The following is a 23384-nucleotide window of genomic DNA, read 5'->3' as shown; positions in this document are numbered from 1 at the left end:
AGTTTAGCAATGGGAAATTAACAACAGGTAAACAAGAAATGAACGATAAGATAATTTATGGACGGATCGGTAATACGATTTTAACGCAGGTGCCCTTACCATCTGCGGGCAGAATGCTCATACAGCCTGCATGGGCTTCAACAAAAGCTGTAGCTATAGCAATTCCTTTACCGGATTGATCCATAGCCTGTGTTAGCTTTGTTTCGTTGATCCCGATTCCATTATCCTCAATCACGATGATGCAATGGTTTCCGTCTATAGAGATACTGCACTGAATCTCAATGCCGGGCGGATTATGTATAACCGCATTCATGAATACATTTTGAAAGACTCTGCCTAACAATCTGCTGTCAAAATCGATCATGCACACGCTTTCTGGATCAATAAAGGTAAACGACGCTTGCTCGGCTAACGGGTGGTTTGCGATATCGATCATCCGATCACGCAGAAAATTCACGATATCCTCTTCCCTCCTATTCATGGGGAACTGTTCGACAGACCATCGGCCCGTTCGACTCAAATCATGAATCAGATGTTTCATTTCCGCTGTCTTGTCACTGATCTGCCTGCTAAAATTCTGCCTTTCTTCATCGGTCCATTGATATTCGGCCGCCGCGAGCATATGAGCATAGCCTTCGACGTAGGACAGGGGCGTCTTGAGGTCATGGCTGATCGCAGCTATCCATTCCTGCTTCTTCGCCTCCGCATTTAATCGATCGATCTCGCTGCGCTGTAATTGATTCGATAATTGACTCATTCGATCAAACAATTCTTTGTATAACACATACGGGTACCGATAATGGTTATGTGAGCCATCGGAACTATCGTAGTCACTGGAGCCCTCGGTGCCACTGGAGTCACCGTTTTGCTTGCGAAAATGCTCCAGCGGCTGGCTGTAATTCCCCTTCGATAATCGGTTGATCCAACGGATTAAGTAAGTAAGCGGTTTGCCTACGCACCATCCAAATGTAATAAAAAATAGAATTGTTAGCACAAATCCGATAAAAGCCAAAAAAGTCTTCGTGGATATCATGTTCCGTGAATTCACCATATCCTGAAAATAGATGAATACAACCGTGCTTACGACAAAACAAAAGACAAACGCCATCACCAAAACAACGGTTAGCTTGATAAAGCGAAAGGCCATCCTGGTCATTGGATTCATTCCTGTTCCTTCCTAGGGGCCAGCATTTTGTAGCCAAGTCCTCTTACGTTAACAAGAAAACGGGGATTGCCTGGATCGGGCTCCAGCCTTTTTCGCAGTCTGAAGATATGGATGACAACCGTCTTCTCATCTCCAAGGTAGGACTCCTGCCAGACCGATTCGTATAATTGCCTTGTGCTAAAAATGCGGTTTGGATGTCGGCATAAGAATACAAGCAGCTCCCATTCACGTGCCGGGCACTCCACTTGCTTGCCATCCACGATCAGTTCTCCGGCTGCAAGATCCAGCCGAAAATAACCAAAATCAAGGCTAGCCAATCGTGGTTGAACCTCTTGTTTTCGCTGTATTTTATACTTCAGACGAGCTTTGGTGCGGGCAACGACCTCCAATGGATTGAATGGCTTCGTAATATAATCGTCCCCGCCAATGCCAAACCCCATCAGCTTGTCCAAGTCAGCGTCCCGGGCAGTAAGAAAGAGAATCGGCGTTTCGGTCAGCTTGCGAATTTTCCGGCACACCTCGAAGCCGTCCTCATCCGGGAGCATGACATCCAGTATGATCACGTCCGGATTAAACTCCGATAATATCCGCACCGCTTCCTGCCCCGTGCCCACGCTTCGAATATGCCGAAAGCCTTCCTTCTTCAGCACGCTAGTCAACATATCGCATAACCCTTGTTCATCATCCACAAGCAGTACAGACATATTATCCATAGCATTTTTCTCCATTATTATCATAATTCTACAAACTGTTAACTGTATTATATAACAGAGTCATCTTCCAAAGATTCAAAATATGTATTGTGAGGTGGTGAAATGACTCGGCACGATCCCTTCTTAATCATCCTATACGCACAAAATTAACAAGAGGTAAACAGGAACTGAACGAAGCATAAATTATTCAAAGCATCATCATAATTACAATAAAAAGGAGTCTTCGAAGATGAAGACTCCTTTCTTGATTCTGCTATATATTTTTCTCTAAGAAAATCACCATAAAAGAGAGCTACACCAGCGCCTTCAGCGCAATATCCGTCCGATTCTGCTTGCCTTCAAACGAAATCGCTTCTGCGCGCTCATACGCTTTCGCCCGTGCGGATGCGATATCAGCCCCTAGTCCGACAACACCCAGGACACGGCCCCCATTCGTTCTCCACGTTCCATCGGCATCGCGGGAAGTTCCCGCATGAAATACAATCGTGCCGTCCTGCTCGTTGTCCAGCCCACTGATTGCTATCCCTTTTGGATACGATGCAGGGTAACCACCGGAAGCCAGGATGACGCATACTGCCGCTTCGTCACTCCACTCCAGTTCTAAATCAGCTAAGTTTCCATTAACGGCAGCAAGGAAAACCTCAAGCAGATCGGTCTTCAGACGCGGCAATACGACCTGAGTTTCGGGATCTCCAAATCTGGCGTTGAATTCGATGGTCTTCGGTTTGCCATCCGGTGTGATCATCAAACCGGCGAACAGTACACCCCGGAACGGACGCCCTTCCGCTACCATCGCTTTCGCTGTAGGCTTGATAATCGTCTCAATGGCCTCTTCAATGACAGATGACTCAATATGAGGCAATGGAGAATAAGTTCCCATACCACCTGTGTTCGGTCCCAGATCTCCATCATAAACCGGCTTATGGTCCTGTGCCGCCGACATTGGCTTCACGGTTTCACCATCCACAAAGGCGAGGATCGACATTTCTTGGCCTTCCAGGAATTCCTCGATGACTACTCGGCTGCCCGCTTCGCCAAACACCTTCGATTGCATAATGTCGCTTAGTGCCTGCTCGGCTTCCTCGATCGTCCGGGCAACGGTAACCCCTTTGCCAGCAGCGAGCCCATCCGCTTTAATAACGATCGGTGCACCTTGCTCGCGCAAGTAAGTCAGCGCCGCATTATAATCGTCGAACTTCGCGTAAGCTGCTGTCGGAATGCTGTATTTATGGAGCAAGTCCTTCATGAAGGTTTTGCTGCCCTCAATTTCGGCTGCATTTTTACGTGGACCGAATACCGGGATGCTTGTAGCATCAAACGCATCTACAATCCCCTCTGCCAGCGGATCATCCGGACCAACGACAATGAGTCCCACCTGTTTCTCCACCGCGAATGCTGCCAGCTTATCAAACTCTGATACCGCAATCGGCACGCACTCGGCCAGCTGTCCGATGCCGGCATTGCCAGGTGCGCAGTAAATCTTATCCGCTTTCGGGCTCTTCGCCAGCGCCCATACGATGGCATGCTCTCTTCCGCCGCCTCCGATCACCAAAATATCCATGGAATTCCCTCCCGATTCATATCAAACTCACCGTGATCATTCATCGCATGAATGATTTACAGCGCAAAGCATAGACGCCCTCTTAACCCCTTAAACGCAAAGGCGGCGCGCGCTAAAGCGCGGCGTCGCCTCTATGGATGTAACTGGTGAAGGAATACTCTTCTGCGCAATTTAAAAGCTGCAGTAAATATTCCTTTGTTATTCTCATGAATTAATGTTTAAAATGTCTCACGCCAGTAAAGACCATGGCGATTCCATTTTCGTTGGCAGCCTTAATGGACTCCTCATCCTTAATAGAGCCGCCCGGCTGAATGATAGCGGTAATGCCTGCTTTTGCTGCAAGCTCCACGGTATCGCCCATCGGGAAGAACGCATCGGAAGCGAGAACAGCTCCCTTCGCTTTCTCTCCCGCCTGCTCTACTGCAATCCGTGCCGAGCCGACACGGTTCATCTGACCTGCGCCAACGCCGACAGTCATATCATCCGCAGCCAATACGATCGCATTGGACTTCACGTGCTTGACCACCTTCCAGCCGAAGAGAAGCTGCTTCAGTTCGGCTGCTGTAGGCTCGCGGTCCGTCACTACCTTCAGATCTGCGACATCCACGGAATGCACATCGCTTTCCTGCACGATCATGCCGCCTTCAATGGTTGTAACGGCAAGTGTGCTTTGGCGTTCCTTGGCAGAGCCGAACTCGCCCATCTTCAGCAGACGGATGTTTTTCTTCTTCGTCAGAATCTCCAGAGCCTCGGGCGTAAAGTCTGGTGCCAGAATAATTTCAAGGAAAATATCCTTCAGCAGATCTGCCGTTGGAGCGTCAATTGTACGGTTTGCAGCCACAATGCCGCCGAAGATGGAAGTTGGGTCTGCGTTGTAAGCCTTCTGATAAGCTTCCAACACGTTTGTCCCGATGCCAACACCGCAAGGATTCATATGCTTCACGGCCACCACGGTCGGCTCGTCAAACTCCTTCACGATCTGCAGAGCTGCGTTCGCGTCATTGATATTGTTATAGGACAACTCCTTGCCGTGCAGCTGCTCGGCTGTCGTCAAAGTACCCGCAGGTGCTAGCGGTTTGCGGTAAAATGCCGCTTTTTGATGCGGATTCTCACCATAACGCAGGTCCTGAATCTTCTCGTAAGTTACGCTGAAACGCTCAGGGAGCGGATCGCCGGTCACATTCGACAAATAGTCAGAAATCAACGTGTCATACGCGGCTGTATGACGGAACACTTTGGCTGCCAGGTGTTTACGTGTCTCCAGCATAGTGTCGCCGCCACTCTTAATTTCTTCGATCACGCTGCTATAATCTGCCGCATCAACAACCACACTCACAAAAGCATGGTTCTTCGCTGCCGAGCGCAGCATCGTCGGACCGCCGATATCAATATTCTCGATAGCATCTTCATACGCGACATCCGGCTTAGCGATCGTTTCTTGGAATGGATACAGATTCACCACAACCAGATCGATGTAATCGAGTTCCAACTCCTGCATCTGGCGTTGATGCTCTTCGTTGTCGCGAATGGCAAGCAAACCGCTGTGTACCGCAGGATGAAGGGTTTTAACGCGCCCATCCAGAATCTCAGGGAATCCGGTCACATCAGAAATACCAATGACAGGAACTCCTTCTTTCGCAAGGAGGTTCTTTGTTCCCCCAGTCGATATGATCTCTACACCCAATGAAGACAACTCGCGGCAAAATTCCACGACACCGGTTTTATCCGAAACGCTGACCAAAGCTCTTTTGATACCCACATACATACCCCCTATTATGAATGAAAATCACATAAGCCTGTCCTGATTCCTTATATGCTGTCGAAGATCCATAATTGCAAATTATTTCCCGAGAAATATCGAACATGTCGATTCAAAGGCAGTCCCTGTCCGCTTTTACTACAAAGCTTAATTCTTAATCGTCACAATCCGCCCGTTCAGCGCAACCCGTCCTTGAGCAAACCAGGATACGACTTCATAATACAGCTTCTGTTCCACCTGGTGAATACGTGCTGCCACCGTTTCTGCATTATCGTCTTCTTGAATCTCTATCGCCCGCTGAGCAATAACCGGTCCCGTATCCATGCCGCCATCAACGAAATGAACCGTTACGCCAGTCATCTTCACCCCATAAGCAAGCGCTTGGCCAATCGCATCCTTACCAGGAAAGGCAGGCAGGAGTGAAGGATGGATATTAATAATCCGGCCGCTATAGAACTCGACAAAGGACGAACTTAACAGCCGCATATATCCCGCAAGCACGATTAATTCGACACCACGCTGCTGAAGCTCTGCCGCAATCTCCCGTTCGTAATCTTCCTTCGAGGCATAATCCTTTGGCTGAAACGCGAATATATCCACATTCGCCGCATCAGCCAGCTCCACGACCGGAGCCTGCGGCTTGTCGCACACCAGCATGCTGATCTCGCCACCAAGGGCGCCAGATTGCTGTGCATCGACCAAAGCCTGAAAATTGCTGCCTCTTCCGGAAGCGAACACCGCAATCCGAAACGGTCTCATTTATACCTCAGCTCCCGTAAAGGTTACGATGCGCTCGCCTTCGGTCACGCGGCCGATTACATAAGCTTCTTCGCCTGCCGTGCGCAGGTATTGAAGCGCCGCGTCTGCATCCTGTTCCTTGACGACAAGCACCATGCCGATACCCATATTAAATGTCGTAAACATATCCTTGTTTGAGATATTGCCTTGCGCCTGCATGAGTTTAAAGATCGGCAGAATCGGCCATGCACCGTATTCGATGTCGATGTTGACGCCATCTGGCAGCATACGCGGAATATTTTCGATAAAGCCGCCGCCTGTAATATGCGCCATGCCTTTGACTTCGATCTCTTTCAACAGCCCGAGCAGCGGCTTTACATAAATCTTGGTTGGCGCGAGTAACACATCACCAAGACGGCCGCCCAGCTCTGGAAGCACTTGCTGCAGTGAATAGCCGGTATCTTCCAGAAGAAGCTTGCGGACGAGCGAAAAGCCGTTGCTGTGCACGCCGCTGGAAGCCAGACCGATCACCGTGTCTCCTGCCGCGATATTCGACCCGTTGATCATTTTGCTTTTGTCGACAATACCTACGGTAAATCCAGCTATGTCATACTCGCCTTCACTGTACATGCCCGGCATTTCCGCCGTCTCCCCACCAATCAGGGAACAGCCTGCCTGGTTGCATCCATCGGCAATGCCTTTGATAATGGATTCAATTTTGGACGGAATCACCTTGTCGCACGCTAAATAATCGAGAAAAAAGAGCGGTTCTGCGCCTTGCACCACAATATCGTTCACGCACATCGCTACGGCGTCAATTCCGATGGTGTCATGTTGGTCCATCGCAAATGCGAGCTTCAGCTTTGTACCGACGCCATCCGTGCCTGAGACGAGTACCGGCTCTTCATATTGGTCTTTATTCAGCTTAAACAGGGCGCCAAATCCCCCGAGGTCCGTCATGACTTCCGGTCTGAAAGTCGTTTTAACATGCTTTTTCATCCGCTCTACCGCTTCGTTGCCTGCAGCAATATCCACGCCTGCTTGTTTGTAAGTATCCGACACGAGCTCAACACTCCTTTTTCGTTATACGAAGGTACTCCGTTACACACATCAATTTATGGCCTTAATCAATAATCAGCTTAAAGAGAGGTTGTTCAAAAAGCTCCCGACCTTTTGGAACACGCACTTAAATTAAAAGATAGTACCTAGAAAAAATGGCTGTCCACTGCAGAATCAGCAGCTGCAGCCCATCTTCTCTTCCCCGTTAAAATCAATTTGCGTCGGGTAATCGTTATCAAAGCATGCCATGCACAGGCCGCCTTTCGGGCTGTGCTCATCATAACCGCCTATGGCGGATATAAGTCCCTCCGGGCTCAGGAACGACAGGGAATCCGCATTAATCTCCCGGCGAATTTCCTCGATGCTTTTCTCGGAGGCGATCAGTTCCCTTCTGTCCGGCGTGTCAATACCGTAGAAGCAGGGATTCTTGAATGGCGGCGATGTAATCCGCACATGCACTTCCGCCGCGCCTGCTTCACGAAGCAGGTTCACGATTCGGCGGGATGTGGTTCCCCGAACGATGGAATCATCGATCATGACCACACGTTTGCCTTCGACCACGCGCCGTACCGCACTCAGCTTCATTTTCACACCCTGCTCCCGCAGTTCCTGACTTGGCTGAATGAACGTCCGGCCCGTGTATTTATTCTTGATTAGTCCAAGCTCATAAGGAATGCCCGTTTGCTCGGCATAACCGATAGCTGCCGAAATGCTGGAATCTGGTACGCCCGTAACCACGTCGGCATCGATAAACGATTCCAGAGCCATCTTGCTGCCCATCCGTTTGCGGGCCGAATGCAGGTTGGAGCCGTTCAGATCGCTGTCCGGCCGGGAAAAATAAATATATTCCATCGCGCACAGCGCTTTGCGTCCCGGTTCCGTATACCGTTCTTCCCGCAAGCCGTTCCGATCGAGGATGAGAAGCTCTCCGGGAGCGACGTCGCGAATCGCTTCCGCCCCGATGACTTCAAGCGCACACGTCTCGGAAGTGAAGATGTAGGCATCACCAAGTCGTCCCAACGTTAGCGGACGGAGTCCATTCGGGTCCGAAGCGACAAGCAGCTTGTCATTGGTCATGAGCAGAAAGGCAAAGCCGCCCACCAGACGCTGCAGCGCATCCTTGGCCGCCTCAACAAAATCCTTCGGCGAACGGGCAATCAGATGTGCGATGACCTCGGTATCGCTGGTCGTCTGAAAGATAGAACCCTCCATCTCCAGCTCACGCCGCAGCTTTGGCTCGTTCACGATATTGCCGTTGGTGGCAATAGCCAGGTTGCCCTCACGGTATTTAAAGACGAGCGGTTGCGCATTCGTCAGTCCACTGTCCCCGCTTGTCGAATAGCGGACATGACCGATCGACATGCTGCCCTGCAGTGATTCCAGCCTATCTTTATCAAACACTTCCTTAACTAGCCCCATCCCGCGGTGGTAATTGAAGTGCTCTCCATCGGCTACGCAGATACCTGCGCTTTCTTCTCCCCGATGCTGGAGGGCGTGAAGCCCGTAATAGGAAAGGGAAGCGGCATCGGGATGCCCAAACACCCCGAATACGCCGCACTCTTCTTTTAATGTATCGAAAATATCGCTCTGACCTGTTCCCTCATTGTAGTAATCCCCTGTCCACAGTCCTTCGGGTATCAGTTCATGAGACATGGAATGGCATCCTCCCAGACGGATTTCAAAGCCTCCACGGATTCTTCCAGCGCAGAAGCACCGTTAATATTAATACTGAGCTTATTTCCGCCAACTACACCAAGCGCGGTAAAAGGAACGCCTGCTTCTTGCAGAAGCTTCTCCAGCGCGTTCTTATGATCCGGAGATACGGACAGCACGATCCGGGATTGACTCTCGCTAAAGAGTGCTACGTCGTTACGCAGATCGGTTGCCCATTCCACACTTGCACCGATGTTGCCGCTGATGCAGCTCTCCGCAAGCGCGGCTGCGAGTCCGCCTTCCGACACGTCATGCGCGGATTGGACCAGACCCGATTGGATGGCTTTCAATACGCCGCCAAGCAATTTTTTCTCGGTGTCCAAGCTCAGTTCAGGCGGTCTGCCTTCCGAAACTCCGTGCATCATCGCTTGGAACTCGCTGCCGCCCAGTTCTGCACGGGTATCACCCAGTACGTAGATGGCATCGCCTTCCGCTTTGAAGCTTTGTGTTGTAATATGATCCGTATCATGAATCAGACCGACCATGCCGACCACCGGCGTCGGGTAAATCGCGCCTTTGGCATTCTCGTTATAAAGACTGACATTCCCGCCGATAACTGGCGTATCCAGCTCACGGCAGGCTTCCGCCATACCGTCTACTGCTTTTTCCATCTGCCAGAAAATTTCCGGCTTCTCCGGGCTTCCGAAGTTCAGGTTATCTGTGATCGCCAGCGGCTCCGCGCCGGAGCATACGATATTACGCGCTGCTTCGCTGACCGCGATTTTACCGCCGAGCTCGGGATCAAGATACACATAACGTCCATTGCAATCTGTTGTCATCGCGAGAGCTTTACGGGTTCCTTGCACCGTTACGACGGCAGCATCCGATCCTGGACGAACGGCCGTGCTGGTGCGAACCATATAGTCGTACTGGTTGTAAACCCATGCTTTGCTTGCAAGGCTTGGCGAACCGAGCACCTTCTTGAGGGCACCGCCCAGATCCTTCACTTCTTCATAACGGAGCGTATCCACGGCAGCCTGCTCTTGGTAATAAGCCGGTTCCTGGGATGGTTTGTTATAGATCGGGCATTCGTCAACAAGTGCTTTCACCGGCATGTCGCCAACCACTTCATCGTGGTGGATCAGCTTCAGGCGGCCATCGTCCGTCACTTTGCCGACCTTGGCGCAGACGACTCCCCAACGCTCGAAGATTTCACGGGCTTGCGCTTCATGCTTCGGCTCAACCACAAACAGCATCCGTTCCTGGGATTCCGACAGCATCATTTCATAAGGTGTCATGCCTTCTTCACGCTGAGGCACTTGATCCAGGTACAGCTCAAGACCGTTTCCTGCTTTACTTGCCATTTCCGCGCTGGAGCAAGTCAGTCCAGCCGCACCCATATCCTGAATGCCCAACACGATGCCGGAATCAATCAGTTCCAGACAGGATTCCATTACGAGCTTCTCCATGAACGGATCGCCAACCTGAACGGCCGTGCGGTTCGCTTCGGATTCCTCTGTCAGCTCTACGGAAGCAAAGGTCGCGCCATGGATACCATCTCGGCCTGTAGGAGGTCCAACATAGAAGACCGGATTGCCTACGCCTCTTGCAACACCGCGCTGAATCTTGTCATGATCGATAATGCCGACACACATCGCATTAACCAGCGGATTGCCTTCATAACTTTCGTCAAATACAACCTCGCCGCCTACGGTTGGAATACCGATGCAGTTCCCGTAACCGGCAATGCCGGATACCACATGCTCGAACAAGTATTTCACGCGATCGCTCTCCAGCTTACCGAAGCGAAGCGAGTTGAGAATCGCTACCGGTCTTGCTCCCATGGAGAAAATATCACGGATAATGCCGCCTACACCCGTAGCTGCTCCCTGATATGGCTCTACTGCGGACGGGTGATTATGGCTCTCAATCTTGAACACAACCGCCTGGTTGTCACCGATATCGACGATTCCTGCGCCTTCGCCCGGTCCCATCAGGACGCGCGGGCCGCTAGTCGGGAAACGACGAAGCAATGGCTTGGAATTTTTGTACGCACAGTGCTCAGACCACATTACGCTGAACACACCGATTTCTGTATAATTCGGCTTGCGTCCCATGAAGGAACAGATCAGCTCATATTCGCTGTCCGAGACTCCCATCTGCTTGTAAATCTGATGCTCTGCAATTTGTTCTGCTGTCGGTTCCTTAACGGATGTTTGCTGCGCCATGAGTATCCCTCCATGCCTGTAATATGGATGTGAACATTGCTTTACCGTCGTCCGAACCGAGCAGGCTGCTCACCGCGCGCTCTGGATGCGGCATCATGCCGATCACGTTGCCGCGTTCATTACAGATACCTGCAATATCTGCTACCGAACCGTTCGGATTGTCTTGATACGTAAATACGATTTGCCGGTTGTCCCGGAGCTTTTGAAGCGTCTCTTCATCACAATAATAGTTGCCTTCACCATGTGCGATCGGGATGACGATCTCTTGTCCTTCTGCATAACCGCGCGTAAACGGCGTTGTATTATTGTTCACCTTGAGCACAGTATCATGGCAGCGGAATTTCATGGAATCATTGCGGCGCAGAGCTCCAGGAAGGAGTCCCGCTTCTGTCAAAATCTGAAATCCGTTGCAAATGCCAAGAATATACTTGCCTTCTTCTGCCGCCTTCGCCACCTCGTTCATAACCGGGGCGAACCGGGAAATCGCACCACACCGCAGATAGTCTCCATAGGAGAATCCGCCGGGTACCAAAATGCAATCGTAAGCGGAGAGGTCCGTAGCCGTATGCCACACATAATCCACCGGCTGACCGATTGTCTCTTCTACCGCCTTATAACAGTCAATATCACAGTTGGAGCCAGGAAAGACCAGCACTGCAAATCTCATTGGTTTAGCCCTCCAATTCATAACGGTAGTTCTCTACCACCGTATTGGCCAGAAGCTTCTCGCACATTTCTTTCACGCGCTGCTCGGCTTCCTCACGGTTGTCCGTATCCAGTTCAAGCTCCATATATTTACCGATCCGCAGACTCTCCACTTCTTTAAATCCGATCGAATGAAGCGCCCCTTGCACCGCTACCCCTTGAGGGTCCAATACGCTCTGCTTAATTGTAACGTAGACCTTTGCTTTCAACATGATATCCTGTTCCTCCTCGGTATAATGAATAAAATGGCTTTATAAAAGATCTATAGCTTTACAGACTCATAGCCGTGATTCGGCTGTATATATCGGTGTAGCGGCGTGTCGTCTCCTCAACCACGTCTTGCGGCAGCGGATCAGGTGCACTATTCTTGTCCCAATCTGATGATGCGAGATAGGTGCGCACAGGCTCTTTATCCATGCTGTCAATCTCAATATCAAGCGCATAATTCTTCTCATCCCAGAAGCGGGAGGAATCCGGCGTGAAAATCTCATCGATTAAGATGATCTCTCCGTCAATCAAACCGAACTCGAACTTGCAATCCGCCAAAATAATACCCTTCTTCGCGCAGTAATCCCGCGCATATTTATAGAGCATCAGGCTTTTGTCCTGCAGCTGCAATGCCAGCTCCTCGCCGACAAGTTCCTTCATGCGTGACAGCGTAATATCCTCGTCATGGCCAACATCGTTCTTGGCAGCCGGCGTGAAGATCGGCTCGGGAAAAGCCTCATTCTTGCGCAGGCCCTCCGGCAGCTTAATGCCGTTTACCTCACCAGAGGCTTGGTATTGCCTCCAGCCTCCACCGGTGATATACCCGCGCACCACGCATTCGATATCGATGCGTTCTGCTTTGCGGCATACCATGATTCGTCCATCCAGCAGGTCCTTGTCCTTAACGGCATCTCCCAATAGGTTGACATCCGTATGCACGACATGGTTGCTGATGAGCTGAGCGGTTTGTTCAAACCAGAAGGCGCTGAGCTTGTTCAGCACGGTTCCTTTGGCCGGTACGGGCGGCTCCAGCACATAGTCAAAAGCGGAAATTCGGTCGGTTACTACAATGAGTACATGCTCGCCCAGGTCGTATAATTCACGAACCTTGCCCTTATACAGCAGCGGTACGTTGACCAGATGAGTGGCGGTCGATAATGCCGGTAATGTCATGTGTTCCTCCCCTTGGACTAGAGATAGCTCTGCATATCATCACTACGAATGCGGATTATTTTTCCGATCCCTGTTGCCCCCAGATTTCTATTACATACAATTTAATGGCTGAAATCCGGGGGCAAAGGAGACCGCTCGCGCTTCTCCAAAACAATTCCGCCTTCTCCGTTGTAGAAAAAGATCTTCTCTAGATCTTATTTAAATATGGTCCAATCCGGTATTTAAACTATTCCAGTCCCAGCTTGGCAAAAATCGTATCCACATGCTTCAGGTGCCAGCTTGGATTGAACGCATCTTCGATCTCTTCGGCGCTCAGCACCTCGGTGATCTCCGGTGTGGATTCCACGATCTCGCGGAATTGGCGCTGCTCTTCCCATGCCTGCATAGCGCGCGGCTGTACGGTATCGTACGCTTGCTCGCGGCTGAAGCCCTTGTCGATCAGCTTGGTCATGACGCGACCCGAGAAAGGAACACCAAATGTGCGAGCCATGTTGCGCTTCATATTCTCCGGGAAGACTGTCAGGTTCTTGATGATGTTGCCGAAGCGGTTCAGCATGTAGTTCAACAGCATTGTCGCATCCGGCAGAATGATCCGCTCTACCGAGGAGTGGGAAATATCCCGCTCATGCCACAGCGACACATTCTCGTAAGCAGATACCATATGACCGCGAATGACGCGAGCAAGACCGGAGATGTTCTCCGAACCAATCGGATTACGTTTATGCGGCATTGCGGAGGAGCCCTTTTGCCCTTTGGCGAATGCTTCTTCTACTTCACGAACCTCACTCTTCTGAAGTGCGCGTACTTCGGTAGCGAACTTCTCGAGCGATGTAGCGATGAGCGCGAGCGTAGCCATGTATTCCGCATGACGGTCACGCTGCAGTGTCTGGGTTGAGATCGGCGCTGGCTTCGTACCGAGCTTGCGGCAGACGAATTCTTCCACTGAAGGATCGATATTGGCATATGTTCCAACAGCACCCGAGATTTTGCCGTACTGCACGCCGTCAGCCGCATGGCGGAAACGCTCCAGATTGCGGATCATTTCTTCATGCCAGAGCGCCATCTTAAGACCGAAAGTCGTCGGCTCTGCATGCACGCCATGCGTTCTGCCCATCATCGGGGTGTGCTTGTAGGTTAGTGCCTTCTCTTTCAGAACACCGATGAAGCGCAGGATGTCCTGCTCCAGGATTTCATTAGCTTGCTTGAGCAAATACCCCGTTGCGGTATCCACTACATCCGTAGATGTCAATCCGTAGTGGACCCATTTACGCTCTTCGCCAAGGCTTTCAGATACTGCACGGGTGAAGGCGATGACGTCATGGCGGGTTTCCTGCTCGATTTCATAGATCCGATCTATATTAAAGGTTGCGTTCTGGCGAAGCTTCACAGTGTCTTCCTTCGGAATGACGCCCAGATCTGCCCAGGCCTCGCAAGCACATAATTCTACTTCAAGCCATGCTCTGAACTTGTTTTCCTCGGTCCAAATTGCCCGCATTTCTGGTCTGCTATAACGTTCAATCATCGTTTAATCCTGCCTCCAAATATTCATTTTCTCTACCCATTCGAGAGCGGCATCGACATCCCCGCACAAGAGGTTGATATGTCCCATCTTGCGGTTAACCTTCGATTCACTCTTGCCGTATAGATGAAGTTTAGGCACAACCCCGAGAGACTCTGCAAGCTCGTCTTGCTCTCCAAAACGCCTTACTGCTTCCTCCACATGCTGTCCGAGCAGGTTTACCATAACGACCGGGCTCAGAAGCGTAGTGTCGCCAAGCGGAAGATCGCAGATCGCTCTCACATGCTGTTCGAATTGGGAAGTTGAGCAAGCCTCCATCGTATAGTGACCCGAGTTATGTGGACGAGGCGCAAGCTCGTTTACGAACAGCTCTCCGTCCTCGGTCACGAACATCTCCACAGCCAGCAGCCCAACGGCTTCCATGCTCTCAGCCACGCGTTCTGCGAGTTGACAGGCTTTGCGCATGACTTCGCTCGACACGCGCGCAGGTACAATCGACAAATGCAAAATATTGTTGACGTGCACATTCTCTGCCGGAGGAAAGCTCTTCACGATACCGCTAGGCGTTCGCGCAGCGATCACGGAGATCTCGCATGCGAACTTGATGAATTTCTCGAGCACCAGTTCAGTTCCGCTGGCGGCCAGCTCCCTGTATGCGGATTCCAGTTCGTTCTCGCTGCGGAGAACCACCTGCCCCTTACCATCATAACCTCCCGTGGCAGTCTTGAGTACGCAGGGAAGGCCAAGTTCAGAAGCGGCAGATTTCAAATCTTCCAAGCTAGTTATTTTACGATACGGCGCAACCGGCACGCCAGCTGCTTCGATCGCAGCTTTCTCGCGCAAGCGATGCTGCGTAGTATACAGCAGCTTGCTTCCTTGAGGAACATAAGACTGCTCCTCCAGAAGCCGGGCCACGCCCGCATCGACATTTTCAAATTCGTATGTGATGACATCCGCCTTAGCGGCGAGCTGCCGGGCAGCCTCCACATCGTCATAAGGGGCGGTAAGCTGTTCTGCTATTTGGCCAAGCGGAGATTTCGGCGTTGGATCAATGGTAACGAACGAATATCCCATTCGGACTCCGTCGAGCGCGATCATTCGCCCCAGCTGCCCGCCTCCAAGAACACCAATGACAGAACCGGGAAGAATCTTTCTACCCGCGGTTTGCTTCTGCTCTGCTCCGCTTTCCATCATAGGTTATCACTGCTTTCCAGCACTTCGTCACGGATCCGGTCCCGACGCGCCTGCACTCTTGCGCGAATCCCTGCGTCCGAGGTACCTAAAATCTGAGCCGCCAGCAATCCTGCATTCGTTGCTCCCGCTTTGCCAATAGCTACGGTCGCTACCGGAATCCCCCCCGGCATTTGCACGATCGATAGCAATGAATCCAGACCTTTCAACGCCTTCGATTTAACCGGTACGCCAATGACCGGCAAAACGGTCTTCGAAGCGACCATTCCGGGAAGATGAGCGGCTCCGCCGGCTCCAGCAATAATAACGCGAATTCCCCGGCCTTCCGCTTCCTCGGCATATTGGAACATCAGATCCGGCGTCCGGTGAGCAGAAACGACTTTTTTCTCATAAGCGATTTCAAGCTCGTCCAGCACTTGACATGCATGTGACATCGTCTCCCAGTCCGATTGGCTTCCCATAATGACTCCTACTTGTGCTGTCATCAGTTACCCCCGCTTTCTTCGAAATTCGATCATGCTATAGTGAACTACTGAAAAAAAAGTCCGATCCCGTAAACACAAAGTCTGTGCAGGTCTCGGACATGAATAGGATTACGAACGCTGCTGCCTATGTCAAGCAGAAGAGTCTTCTCGCATCCGCCGCCAAAGAGACAAACATGTAGCTAAAAGCCCCACTGCTGCCGCACCGTTTGTATTCCCTCGTAGTCCGAAAATTTACGGTTTCCGGGTAGAGACTTCCGGGCCATATCCCCGGCTTTATACGAGAAGTATTTAATTTCATTAATTACGCTTTATAAGTTTTTTAGAACCCCAACATCCTCAGTTTATCAACTTCTGACACTCCATGTCAACCTAAACACGAACAATATCTTTTATCGAAAAAATAATGTTCGTATCTGGCGAGTGAGCATTGCAGCAGCAAACACTTCTTTGGAGTTGCGGGCATTATAATAAAGCATCGGTAGCTGTCGGGCATGAAAAAGCCCTGAGCAGTACATAGGTAGATTAGTCGTCGCTACGCTGACGTATCGTGATTCCGATCGCTGTTAAACACAGGAAACTGGATGGAACTATGTAAGGAAGTTTCCCGTGTTTAAAGGCGAACGCTTCGCTTCTCCATCCACGATTCGTCTGCTCCGCTGGAGCGCGGACTTTTTTGCTGCTGTATAGAGGGTAAGGGAAAAGTATTATCGCAGAATAAAATAAGGCCGTATTCTGCTCTTTCATTAGTTACTACAAGGAAGATGGAGTTGAGTGTCGAAATCTTAAGATCCGCCACTAGAATTAAATACGACAAAACATTTAGTCCGAAATTTATATGAATCACAGAGAAAAATCTATTTCTAAGGAGGAACCAATGGCTATCTATCTCGTTAGACATGGTCAAGATGAAGAAGGATACCGCGGTGGGTGGAGTCAGCGGGGGCTTATAGATGAAGGAATCAGGCAAGCGGAGAAGCTGGGGCAGTACCTTAGTGAACACAAGCATGATTTTAATATCCACCGGATCGTATGCAGCGATCTACAGAGGGCTTCTCAGACTGCTGCCATCCTTGCCGATCAGCTCGGCCTGCCCTCTCATGCCTCTGAGGACTGGAGGGAGACCAACAACGGGCTGCTCGCCGGTATGCCCCACGCTTTAGCTGAAGAACAATTCCCCGGATTGTATTTTTCCAGCTTACGGATGGACGAAAGATACCCTGGCGGTGAGAGTCCCCAGGAGAATTTTGCGCGGATTAAGGAAACCTTCATGAGGTTATGCCAGAACCAGCTAGCAATAAACGATAACGAGAACGTATTGGTGGTCACTCACGGCGGAGTTATCAATATCATTTACCATATAATGAAGGATATCGTATGGAGTAATAAGAACCCGTTCTTCCCGGCGGCAAATACCAGCCTGCACAAGATCGAATACCGCGGCGGACGCTTAGAACTCACCCTAGAGAATGCGACACCTCACCTATAACTGAATGAAATCTGCCCCTGCTTTCAACTGTTCTACTGTTCACCATCCTTGAATGCATCTACATACTGCTTGGCTTCAAGCAAAGATAACCCCAATTCCTCCCTGACAGTTTTAACTGCCTTGATATCCTGCCCTTCGCGAAGCAGCCTTTTGACTTTTTCATGAACTGGCGGTTCGGGAATGCCTAGATGTTTGGCGATTTGGTTCAAAACAGCCTGCTGCTGCTTCATTCGTTTCTCGATGGCCGCCATACGGCTGGAGATCATAAGAACTGCTAGAACAACTACGATGATAAGAAGAATAATTTCCATAATGACTCCCCTCTCCCAATGAATTTGTTGTCATGCGCACTACGTCTTAGGATTTCATATAGGGGACGTCTATAGCGTCCCGCGGGATAATCCCGCCTTATTTTAATTCCTGAGAAAAATCCGTTGTAAGTTCTGTGAAAATTCTTTGCTTATTAAATGACTCTTCTCCTGATAGGTCATCTGGATCCGTTCCATCAAAATTGAATTTTCCAGCTTGCATATTAATTACGCTGTACTGACCAAACGTGTTATTACCTAAAAATATAACGTACTGGCTGCCTTTCTTCAACGCGGTATATCCATCACTTGCTATTCTTTCTTTGCCTCTATAAGTCTGTCTTAAACCGATAGGTTCTATCACTTTAAGATTAACAGCATCCTCTTTTGGCCCTTTCAATACCTTTTCTACATTAATTTCTGTAGAGGTTACAATATATTCGATAATGCCCCTGGAATGCTCTTTCAAAATCACTTCACGATCCTCAAAGTCTTTAATTGGACTCCCAACCACAACCAAATCAGCACCGGCGAATAATGCTTGTGCAGTTGAAAACCCTTTGTAGGTAGCGGGTAAGGATATGTCACGAACGGAATTATAAATGGCAAAGTAATAGTAAGCTGCTGCAGCGAGGATTAAAGTCAACACAAGAGAAATAATCGTACTTTTCTTTTTTAATAACATGTTAACCATCCTCCTATACCTTGACCTTCCCATTTGTACATGAATTCGCCTTTTAGCATAATCAGCAGCGGTGTCGTGTTGAATGATATGTATAAAAATAAGGGACGCCTTAGCGTCCCTAGCTGTATTATTTGACCACCAGTACCGGAACTGTTGCATGCTGCACCACATTATGGCTGACACTGCCCAGTACAAATTCGCGAATGCCCCCAAGACCACGGCTGCCGATGATAATGAGGTCATTGCCGTTCTGCTCCACATATTCCAGAATGACTTCGGCCGGAGGGCCCTGGATCATCTCCACTTGACCATTGACGCCGGAGTTTTGGATCTTTTCACGGACTTCCTCTGTCGTCTGTACGGCAAGATCGTAGACATCTTTATTAAGTGAAGCTGGAATCGGTGCAAGCCCTTCTCCAACAAAAAAACGCGGAAAATCATAAGCATGAATGACATCCAGCGTCGCTCCCGGCGTTACTTTGGCAAGCTCAACCGCACGTCCGAGCGCTTTATTCGCTGCTTTGGAGCCGTCGTAAGCTAGAAGAATTTTAGTAAAAAGCATACAGGCCACCTCTTTCTATTGTTAAAAGACCTACTACATATAATTAAACAATATGATACCAGTATGAATCGAGCTTCCTAACTAGCTTCAGCGTGCCTATGTATCCAGAATAATCAGCATTAGCCCCAGAAATACGTATACAATGCAACATTGACGATGAGCAGCAGCGGAACACCGACTTTAAAAGTCAAATGCCTCGTCTTATGACGCTTGCGGTACATGGCAATCCATATCCCCAAGGCTCCGCCTATGGCTGCAAGCAGAAAAAGGGTTTTCTCCGGCACGCGGTCCCTTCCCATACGAGCACGACGTTTATCGTCTGACATGACCAGATAGGCAACTGCATTGATAAAAACAATCCAAACGATCAGTGCAGGTTTCAAGTGGGTTCATGCACCTCCATTCCAACTGATCGATTCTTCCAACCAGCCATCAGCTATACGCTCTATCCTTATTATAAAACTGCAGGCTGATGAAAACAATGATCTGGCCTTGCATCCGACCAGCCCATCTTTGGAGTGGTGCCATTATCAGGACACCGACCGATCGCGAGCAACGAAACGGACCGTGTCCTTTGGATAATGTCAACCAGACTATCTTCAACAACTTACGAAAACTTATGATTCATTCTTTGGTATTTCGTTCAGACTTGGAACATAGTCTGCAGCTTTCTTCGGCTTGAGGGTTTTGCTCTCCTCAAGAATGCTGGATTTGTTCTGCTGATTTTCGCTTTTTCTCGCTTTATGATGCGGCATGCAAATCACCCCCTGTCCGTAGAATGAACTATTCTACCCCAGGTTATGCTCCAGCCGGCAATATACCGCTGTTCACGTAGCCGAGATCCGTTGAGTTAGGTTATTCCTTCCCCTTCTGTTCCAGGGCGGCCTTCAACAGATCGCCCAGATTGGAACCGATAAACTCCGGCTTGCTGTATTGCTGCACAAGCTTCCGCTCCTCGCGTTTGTTCACATGCTTGGCGTCTTTCTTCAACGTTTCTGTAATCCCGCAGCCAAGGCATTGTACGAAGAGACCTGCTTTGCCTTCCTTCATCTCCATTTTCTTATGGCACTGCGGACAGCGTCGGTTGGACAGACGTTTCTCTCCAGAACGCTTATAGCCGCAATCGTCACTCGGGCAGACTAGCAGCTTGCCGCGCTTGGTCTTCTTCTCCAGCAGTCTTGTCCCGCAATCCGGACAGTGGCTGTTCGAGACATTATGCGGTTTATACTCCGCTTCGCTTCCCTTCACATCCGTGACCAGCTTCTTGGTCATGTCCCGTATTCCGCGCAAGAATGGTTCCGGCTTGCCTTGCCCCTTCGCAATCCGTTCGAGCTCGGCCTCCCAGCGCGCCGTGAGCTCCGGTGTTCTCAGCTCTGGAGCGACAAGCTCAATCAGCTGCTTGCCTTTGCCTGTCGGATGGAGGGATTGCCCCTGCCGTTCAATCGTGTCCGAGCTAACCAGCTTCTCGATGATATCAGCCCGGGTCGCGGGAGTTCCAAGTCCGTGCTTCTCCATCTGGGAGAGCAGCGCCGCTTCGTTATAACGCTTTGGCGGCTGGGTACGTCCCGGTTTCAGCACACAGCGGACCACCTTCACCGACTCTCCTTCTCTCAGCTCCGGCAGGAGCTTGCCTGAAGACTGACCCGGAGCATCATCCTGCTCGTCGTCAGCGTCATCATCATAATCGCCGCCGTATACCTCACGCCAGCCGCTATCCTTGATCGTAGTCCCTTTCGCGTAAAGTTGCTCCCCCTCAATCTGAACTGTAACCGATACGTTATCGTAACGGGCAGGAGGATAGAACAAGCTGATGAACCGGCGTACGATAAGATCGTACAGCTTGCGTTCATCGACAGATAACTGATTCAACAGCACGGTTTGTTCGGTTGGAATGATGGCATGATGATCCGTAACCTTACTGTCATCCACGACCCGTTTGCCTGGCGATAAGTTCTTACGCAGCAACGGACGAGCAATGGACGCATAAGGCCCGATGGCAATGCTCGACAGCCTTTCCTTCAACGTTCCGACCATATCGGATGTCAGGTAACGGCTGTCCGTACGCGGATAGGTGACCAGCTTATGCTGCTCATACAGGCGCTGCAGCACATTCGAGGTCTGCTTGGCCGAGAACCCGAATCGGCGGTTGGCATCCCGCTGCAGTTCGGTCAAATCGTATGCCAGCGGATGCGGTTCGGTTTTTTCGCTCTTTTTCACGCTGACGATTTTTCCGGTGCTGCCCTCCAGCTTCTGCTTCAGCTTGGCCGCCTTATCCTTCTCGAATAGACGACCGTCTCCGCCGGCCGGACGCCACGATACCTCAAAGCTCCCCAGATCCGCCTGCAGCGTCTCATATTCCTGGGAGCGGAAATTCACAATCTCCTTCTCCCGGTCCATGATCATTCCGAGCGTTGGCGTCTGAACCCGGCCTGCCGACAGCTGTGCATTAAATTTGGTCGTCAGCGCACGCGTCACATTCAGCCCAACCATCCAATCCGCTTCCGCCCGGCAGCGTGCGGACTCATACAGCCTGTCGAACTGCTGCCCCGGCTTGAGTGATGCAAAACCTTCCTTGATCGCCTTATCCGTCTGGGAAGAAATCCACAGCCGTTTGAACGGCTTGTTCCACTTCGCCATTTTGAGGATCCAGCGCGCAAGCAGTTCTCCTTCACGGGCAGCATCAGTGGCAATAATCATCTCGCCGACATCCGGGCGCTTCATCAGATGCTGGACCGTCTTGAACTGGTGACTTGTTTCCTTCAGCACCTTAAGCCTTGTGTTATCCGGCAGGATGGGCAAATCCTCCAGAACCCAGGTCTGGTACTTCTTATCATAGTCCTCGGGTTCGGCAAGTCCTACCAAATGTCCAAGCGCCCAGGTCACAATATATTTTGGTCCTTCAAAATAATTCTTCTGCTTCTCGCGGCTGCCCATTACTCTCGCAATTTCCTTCGCAACGGACGGCTTCTCAGCCAATACTATTACTTTCATAGCCCTCCCCTTCCTCTATTCCCCTATTATAACCTCCCCTCGATTGTTTCCACAAAGATAAGTCAGATCGTTTTCTTAGCCAGCCATGTGAACGTATGATTGACGCATACCGGACAGCCCTGCTTCTTCAAATCCTCGATCGTGGAAAAATCACCCTGCACGCCCACCTGCAGCTCACCCTGACATTGGATGCATCTGTAAGTTCGAACGGTTCGCCTAACCTCGCCTGTGTAGAGCTCATCCTCGAAAGAATCTGTAACACGCGGCGCCGTAAATTCCGTCGTTGTTAACACGATCATCTGACCGCTATTACCGATCATCTGCGCTCCAATATATTGATTGAAATGAAGCAGGACCTGCTTTACCGATAAACCCATACGGACGAATTCACGCTGCATGGACCATGTAAAATCGGGAGATTTGTGGGCGAAGGAGAGAAAGATGGGGCATCCCTTCTGGCGTTTCAGCGCGCTAATGCCTCTGGATAAGAACAGAGTCAGCCCTTGTAGCGTGTATGGCGGATCCGTGAAGAAGCAATCATATTGCCTGTTCAAGCCCTCAGGCAAAGGCTGCCTGAGATCGATATGCCTGCATGTAACCGATAAGCCTTCTTTTGCAGCCGCGCCCTGGATAAATCGCAGGAATCGCTCATCGATATCCATAACCGTAATGGCGGCTCTTTGGTCCTTCGCGTGCGGGAACAGCCGTTTAAGCAGCAGACCAAGCGAGATGCTCACCAGGTCGTCATCGCCAACACACAGAATGTTCTTCCCGATCAGACAGTGCTCCCTCAGACACAGAATCGCCCTCCGCAAACTCGTCTCTACCGTGCATTGGGATTGGTCAATCTGTACATCGACTTGCGGACGCATCTCCAGAATCTCCGTGAGCCTCGCTAGTACATCAGAAAGCTCCTCCTGCCAATCGACTTCGCCGGCCAGAAGCTTCTGATACAGATCTATGTCGATGCCTCCATACCCCAGCTCGTATTCAATATAGGACTTCCCGGAATCGGTGCAGCGGACCCCCCGGTCTTGAATGAGAGCCCCTGCCTTGATGAGCTCCTTCTTGATCGCCGAAGCAACCGGAACCGGCAGATACGTATGACGTGCCAACTCTTTGGTTGATATACCGGGCCGCATATAACTCGCTACCAGCAGCTGTTCGATCACCTGGACGCCTTCCTGCAGACGAACCTTGGTTTTCACTTCTTCTATATAATGGATCATGTGAAATCACGCTCTTTTCCTGAATATGAGTTTGTTATTACCCCTGGAAAAGAACACACGTGACCCCCATACGTGCTGCAGTAATGAAAAAAAAGGGACAGAAGCCCATGAACCATCGTCCATCTTCTGTCCCCCAAGCGGGAAGCCGTGCCCAGAGCACGGCTGTACAGTCAATATATAAGGGAT

At 50.5% G+C, this 23384-nt stretch carries 22 protein-coding genes and 1 riboswitch; of the genes, 1 reads left to right on the top strand and 21 read right to left on the bottom strand.

Annotation, left to right across the window (positions count from 1 at the left end; genetic code table 11):
- Positions 1-55: 55 nt before the first annotated feature.
- The 14 genes from AM231_RS00340 to purE all read right to left on the bottom strand — a co-directional run bounded on the left by AM231_RS00340 (position 56) and on the right by purE (position 15937).
- Positions 56-1165, bottom strand: a complete 1110-nt coding sequence (locus AM231_RS00340; protein ID WP_054400809.1) for a sensor histidine kinase — start codon at positions 1163-1165, stop codon at positions 56-58.
- Positions 1162-1878 (bottom strand): response regulator transcription factor, encoded by a 717-nt coding sequence (locus AM231_RS00335; protein WP_054400808.1) that lies wholly within the window; start codon positions 1876-1878, stop codon positions 1162-1164. The genes AM231_RS00340 and AM231_RS00335 overlap by 4 nt, the downstream gene beginning before the upstream one ends.
- A gap of 292 nt (positions 1879-2170) precedes the next feature.
- On the bottom strand, positions 2171-3439 hold the full coding sequence (purD, locus tag AM231_RS00330) for a phosphoribosylamine--glycine ligase (RefSeq protein WP_054400807.1): 1269 nt from the start codon (positions 3437-3439) through the stop codon (positions 2171-2173).
- Between the two features lie 211 nt (positions 3440-3650).
- Positions 3651-5198, bottom strand: a complete 1548-nt coding sequence (gene purH / locus AM231_RS00325; protein WP_054400806.1) for a bifunctional phosphoribosylaminoimidazolecarboxamide formyltransferase/IMP cyclohydrolase — start codon at positions 5196-5198, stop codon at positions 3651-3653.
- Between the two features lie 147 nt (positions 5199-5345).
- Positions 5346-5957: a phosphoribosylglycinamide formyltransferase gene (purN, locus tag AM231_RS00320; RefSeq protein ID WP_054400805.1), complete on the bottom strand. Its 612-nt coding sequence runs from the start codon at positions 5955-5957 to the stop codon at positions 5346-5348.
- Positions 5958-6998, bottom strand: coding sequence for a phosphoribosylformylglycinamidine cyclo-ligase (purM, locus tag AM231_RS00315; protein WP_054400804.1), 1041 nt, complete (start codon positions 6996-6998; stop codon positions 5958-5960).
- A 171-nt stretch (positions 6999-7169) separates the two neighbouring features.
- Positions 7170-8648 carry an amidophosphoribosyltransferase gene (gene purF, locus AM231_RS00310; protein WP_054400803.1) on the bottom strand — a complete coding sequence of 493 codons (1479 nt, stop codon included), beginning with the start codon at positions 8646-8648 and terminating at the stop codon, positions 7170-7172.
- Complete coding sequence (purL, locus tag AM231_RS00305) at positions 8633-10876, bottom strand: phosphoribosylformylglycinamidine synthase subunit PurL (protein WP_054400802.1); 2244 nt, start codon at positions 10874-10876, stop codon at positions 8633-8635. Before purL ends, purF begins: the two co-directional genes overlap by 16 nt.
- Entirely contained in the window at positions 10854-11543 is a 690-nt protein-coding gene (purQ, locus tag AM231_RS00300; RefSeq protein ID WP_054400801.1) for a phosphoribosylformylglycinamidine synthase subunit PurQ, read from the bottom strand. The genes purL and purQ overlap by 23 nt, the downstream gene beginning before the upstream one ends.
- A 4-nt stretch (positions 11544-11547) precedes the next feature.
- Positions 11548-11793, bottom strand: a complete 246-nt coding sequence (gene purS, locus AM231_RS00295) for a phosphoribosylformylglycinamidine synthase subunit PurS (RefSeq protein ID WP_054400800.1) — start codon at positions 11791-11793, stop codon at positions 11548-11550.
- 58 nt (positions 11794-11851) lie between these two features.
- Entirely contained in the window at positions 11852-12742 is an 891-nt protein-coding gene (locus AM231_RS00290) for a phosphoribosylaminoimidazolesuccinocarboxamide synthase (RefSeq protein WP_054400799.1), read from the bottom strand.
- A gap of 226 nt (positions 12743-12968) precedes the next feature.
- Positions 12969-14264, bottom strand: a complete 1296-nt coding sequence (purB, locus tag AM231_RS00285) for an adenylosuccinate lyase (RefSeq protein ID WP_053489919.1) — start codon at positions 14262-14264, stop codon at positions 12969-12971.
- Positions 14265-14267: 3 nt separating this feature from the next.
- Positions 14268-15455, bottom strand: a complete 1188-nt coding sequence (gene purK, locus AM231_RS00280) for a 5-(carboxyamino)imidazole ribonucleotide synthase (RefSeq protein WP_054400798.1) — start codon at positions 15453-15455, stop codon at positions 14268-14270.
- Positions 15452-15937 (bottom strand): 5-(carboxyamino)imidazole ribonucleotide mutase, encoded by a 486-nt coding sequence (gene purE, locus AM231_RS00275; RefSeq protein ID WP_054400797.1) that lies wholly within the window; start codon positions 15935-15937, stop codon positions 15452-15454. The genes purK and purE overlap by 4 nt, the downstream gene beginning before the upstream one ends.
- Before the next feature lie 199 nt (positions 15938-16136).
- A riboswitch (purine riboswitch) is annotated at positions 16137-16238 on the bottom strand.
- Positions 16239-16811: 573 nt separating this feature from the next.
- Between purE and AM231_RS00270 the strand changes: the two genes are divergently transcribed.
- The gene (locus tag AM231_RS00270; RefSeq protein WP_054400796.1) at positions 16812-17423 is read left to right on the top strand and encodes a histidine phosphatase family protein; all 612 of its coding nucleotides are present in this window, start codon (positions 16812-16814) and stop codon (positions 17421-17423) included.
- A 32-nt stretch (positions 17424-17455) separates the two neighbouring features.
- On the opposite strand, the gene AM231_RS00265 is transcribed toward AM231_RS00270, so the two are convergent.
- The 7 genes from AM231_RS00265 to AM231_RS00240 form a co-directional block, all read right to left on the bottom strand.
- Positions 17456-17734, bottom strand: coding sequence for a hypothetical protein (locus AM231_RS00265; RefSeq protein WP_054400795.1), 279 nt, complete (start codon positions 17732-17734; stop codon positions 17456-17458).
- A gap of 97 nt (positions 17735-17831) precedes the next feature.
- Positions 17832-18416: a hypothetical protein gene (locus AM231_RS00260; RefSeq protein ID WP_054400794.1), complete on the bottom strand. Its 585-nt coding sequence runs from the start codon at positions 18414-18416 to the stop codon at positions 17832-17834.
- A gap of 127 nt (positions 18417-18543) precedes the next feature.
- The gene (locus AM231_RS00255) at positions 18544-18978 is read right to left on the bottom strand and encodes a universal stress protein (protein WP_053489925.1); all 435 of its coding nucleotides are present in this window, start codon (positions 18976-18978) and stop codon (positions 18544-18546) included.
- Positions 18979-19097: 119 nt separating this feature from the next.
- Positions 19098-19361: a DUF1294 domain-containing protein gene (locus AM231_RS00250; protein WP_054400793.1), complete on the bottom strand. Its 264-nt coding sequence runs from the start codon at positions 19359-19361 to the stop codon at positions 19098-19100.
- 234 nt (positions 19362-19595) lie between these two features.
- On the bottom strand, positions 19596-19733 hold the full coding sequence (locus AM231_RS28920) for a hypothetical protein (RefSeq protein WP_165593358.1): 138 nt from the start codon (positions 19731-19733) through the stop codon (positions 19596-19598).
- Between the two features lie 100 nt (positions 19734-19833).
- Entirely contained in the window at positions 19834-21969 is a 2136-nt protein-coding gene (locus AM231_RS00245; protein WP_054400792.1) for a DNA topoisomerase III, read from the bottom strand.
- 62 nt (positions 21970-22031) lie between these two features.
- Entirely contained in the window at positions 22032-23198 is a 1167-nt protein-coding gene (locus AM231_RS00240) for a bis-aminopropyl spermidine synthase family protein (protein ID WP_054400791.1), read from the bottom strand.
- Positions 23199-23384 lie beyond the last annotated feature (186 nt).

This window comes from Paenibacillus solani (genome assembly GCF_001277345.1).
Taxonomy (GTDB): domain Bacteria; phylum Bacillota; class Bacilli; order Paenibacillales; family Paenibacillaceae; genus Paenibacillus_AQ; species Paenibacillus_AQ solani.
The sequence above is the reverse complement of the archived record's forward strand: the minus strand, read 5'-3'. Positions and strand labels throughout refer to the sequence as shown.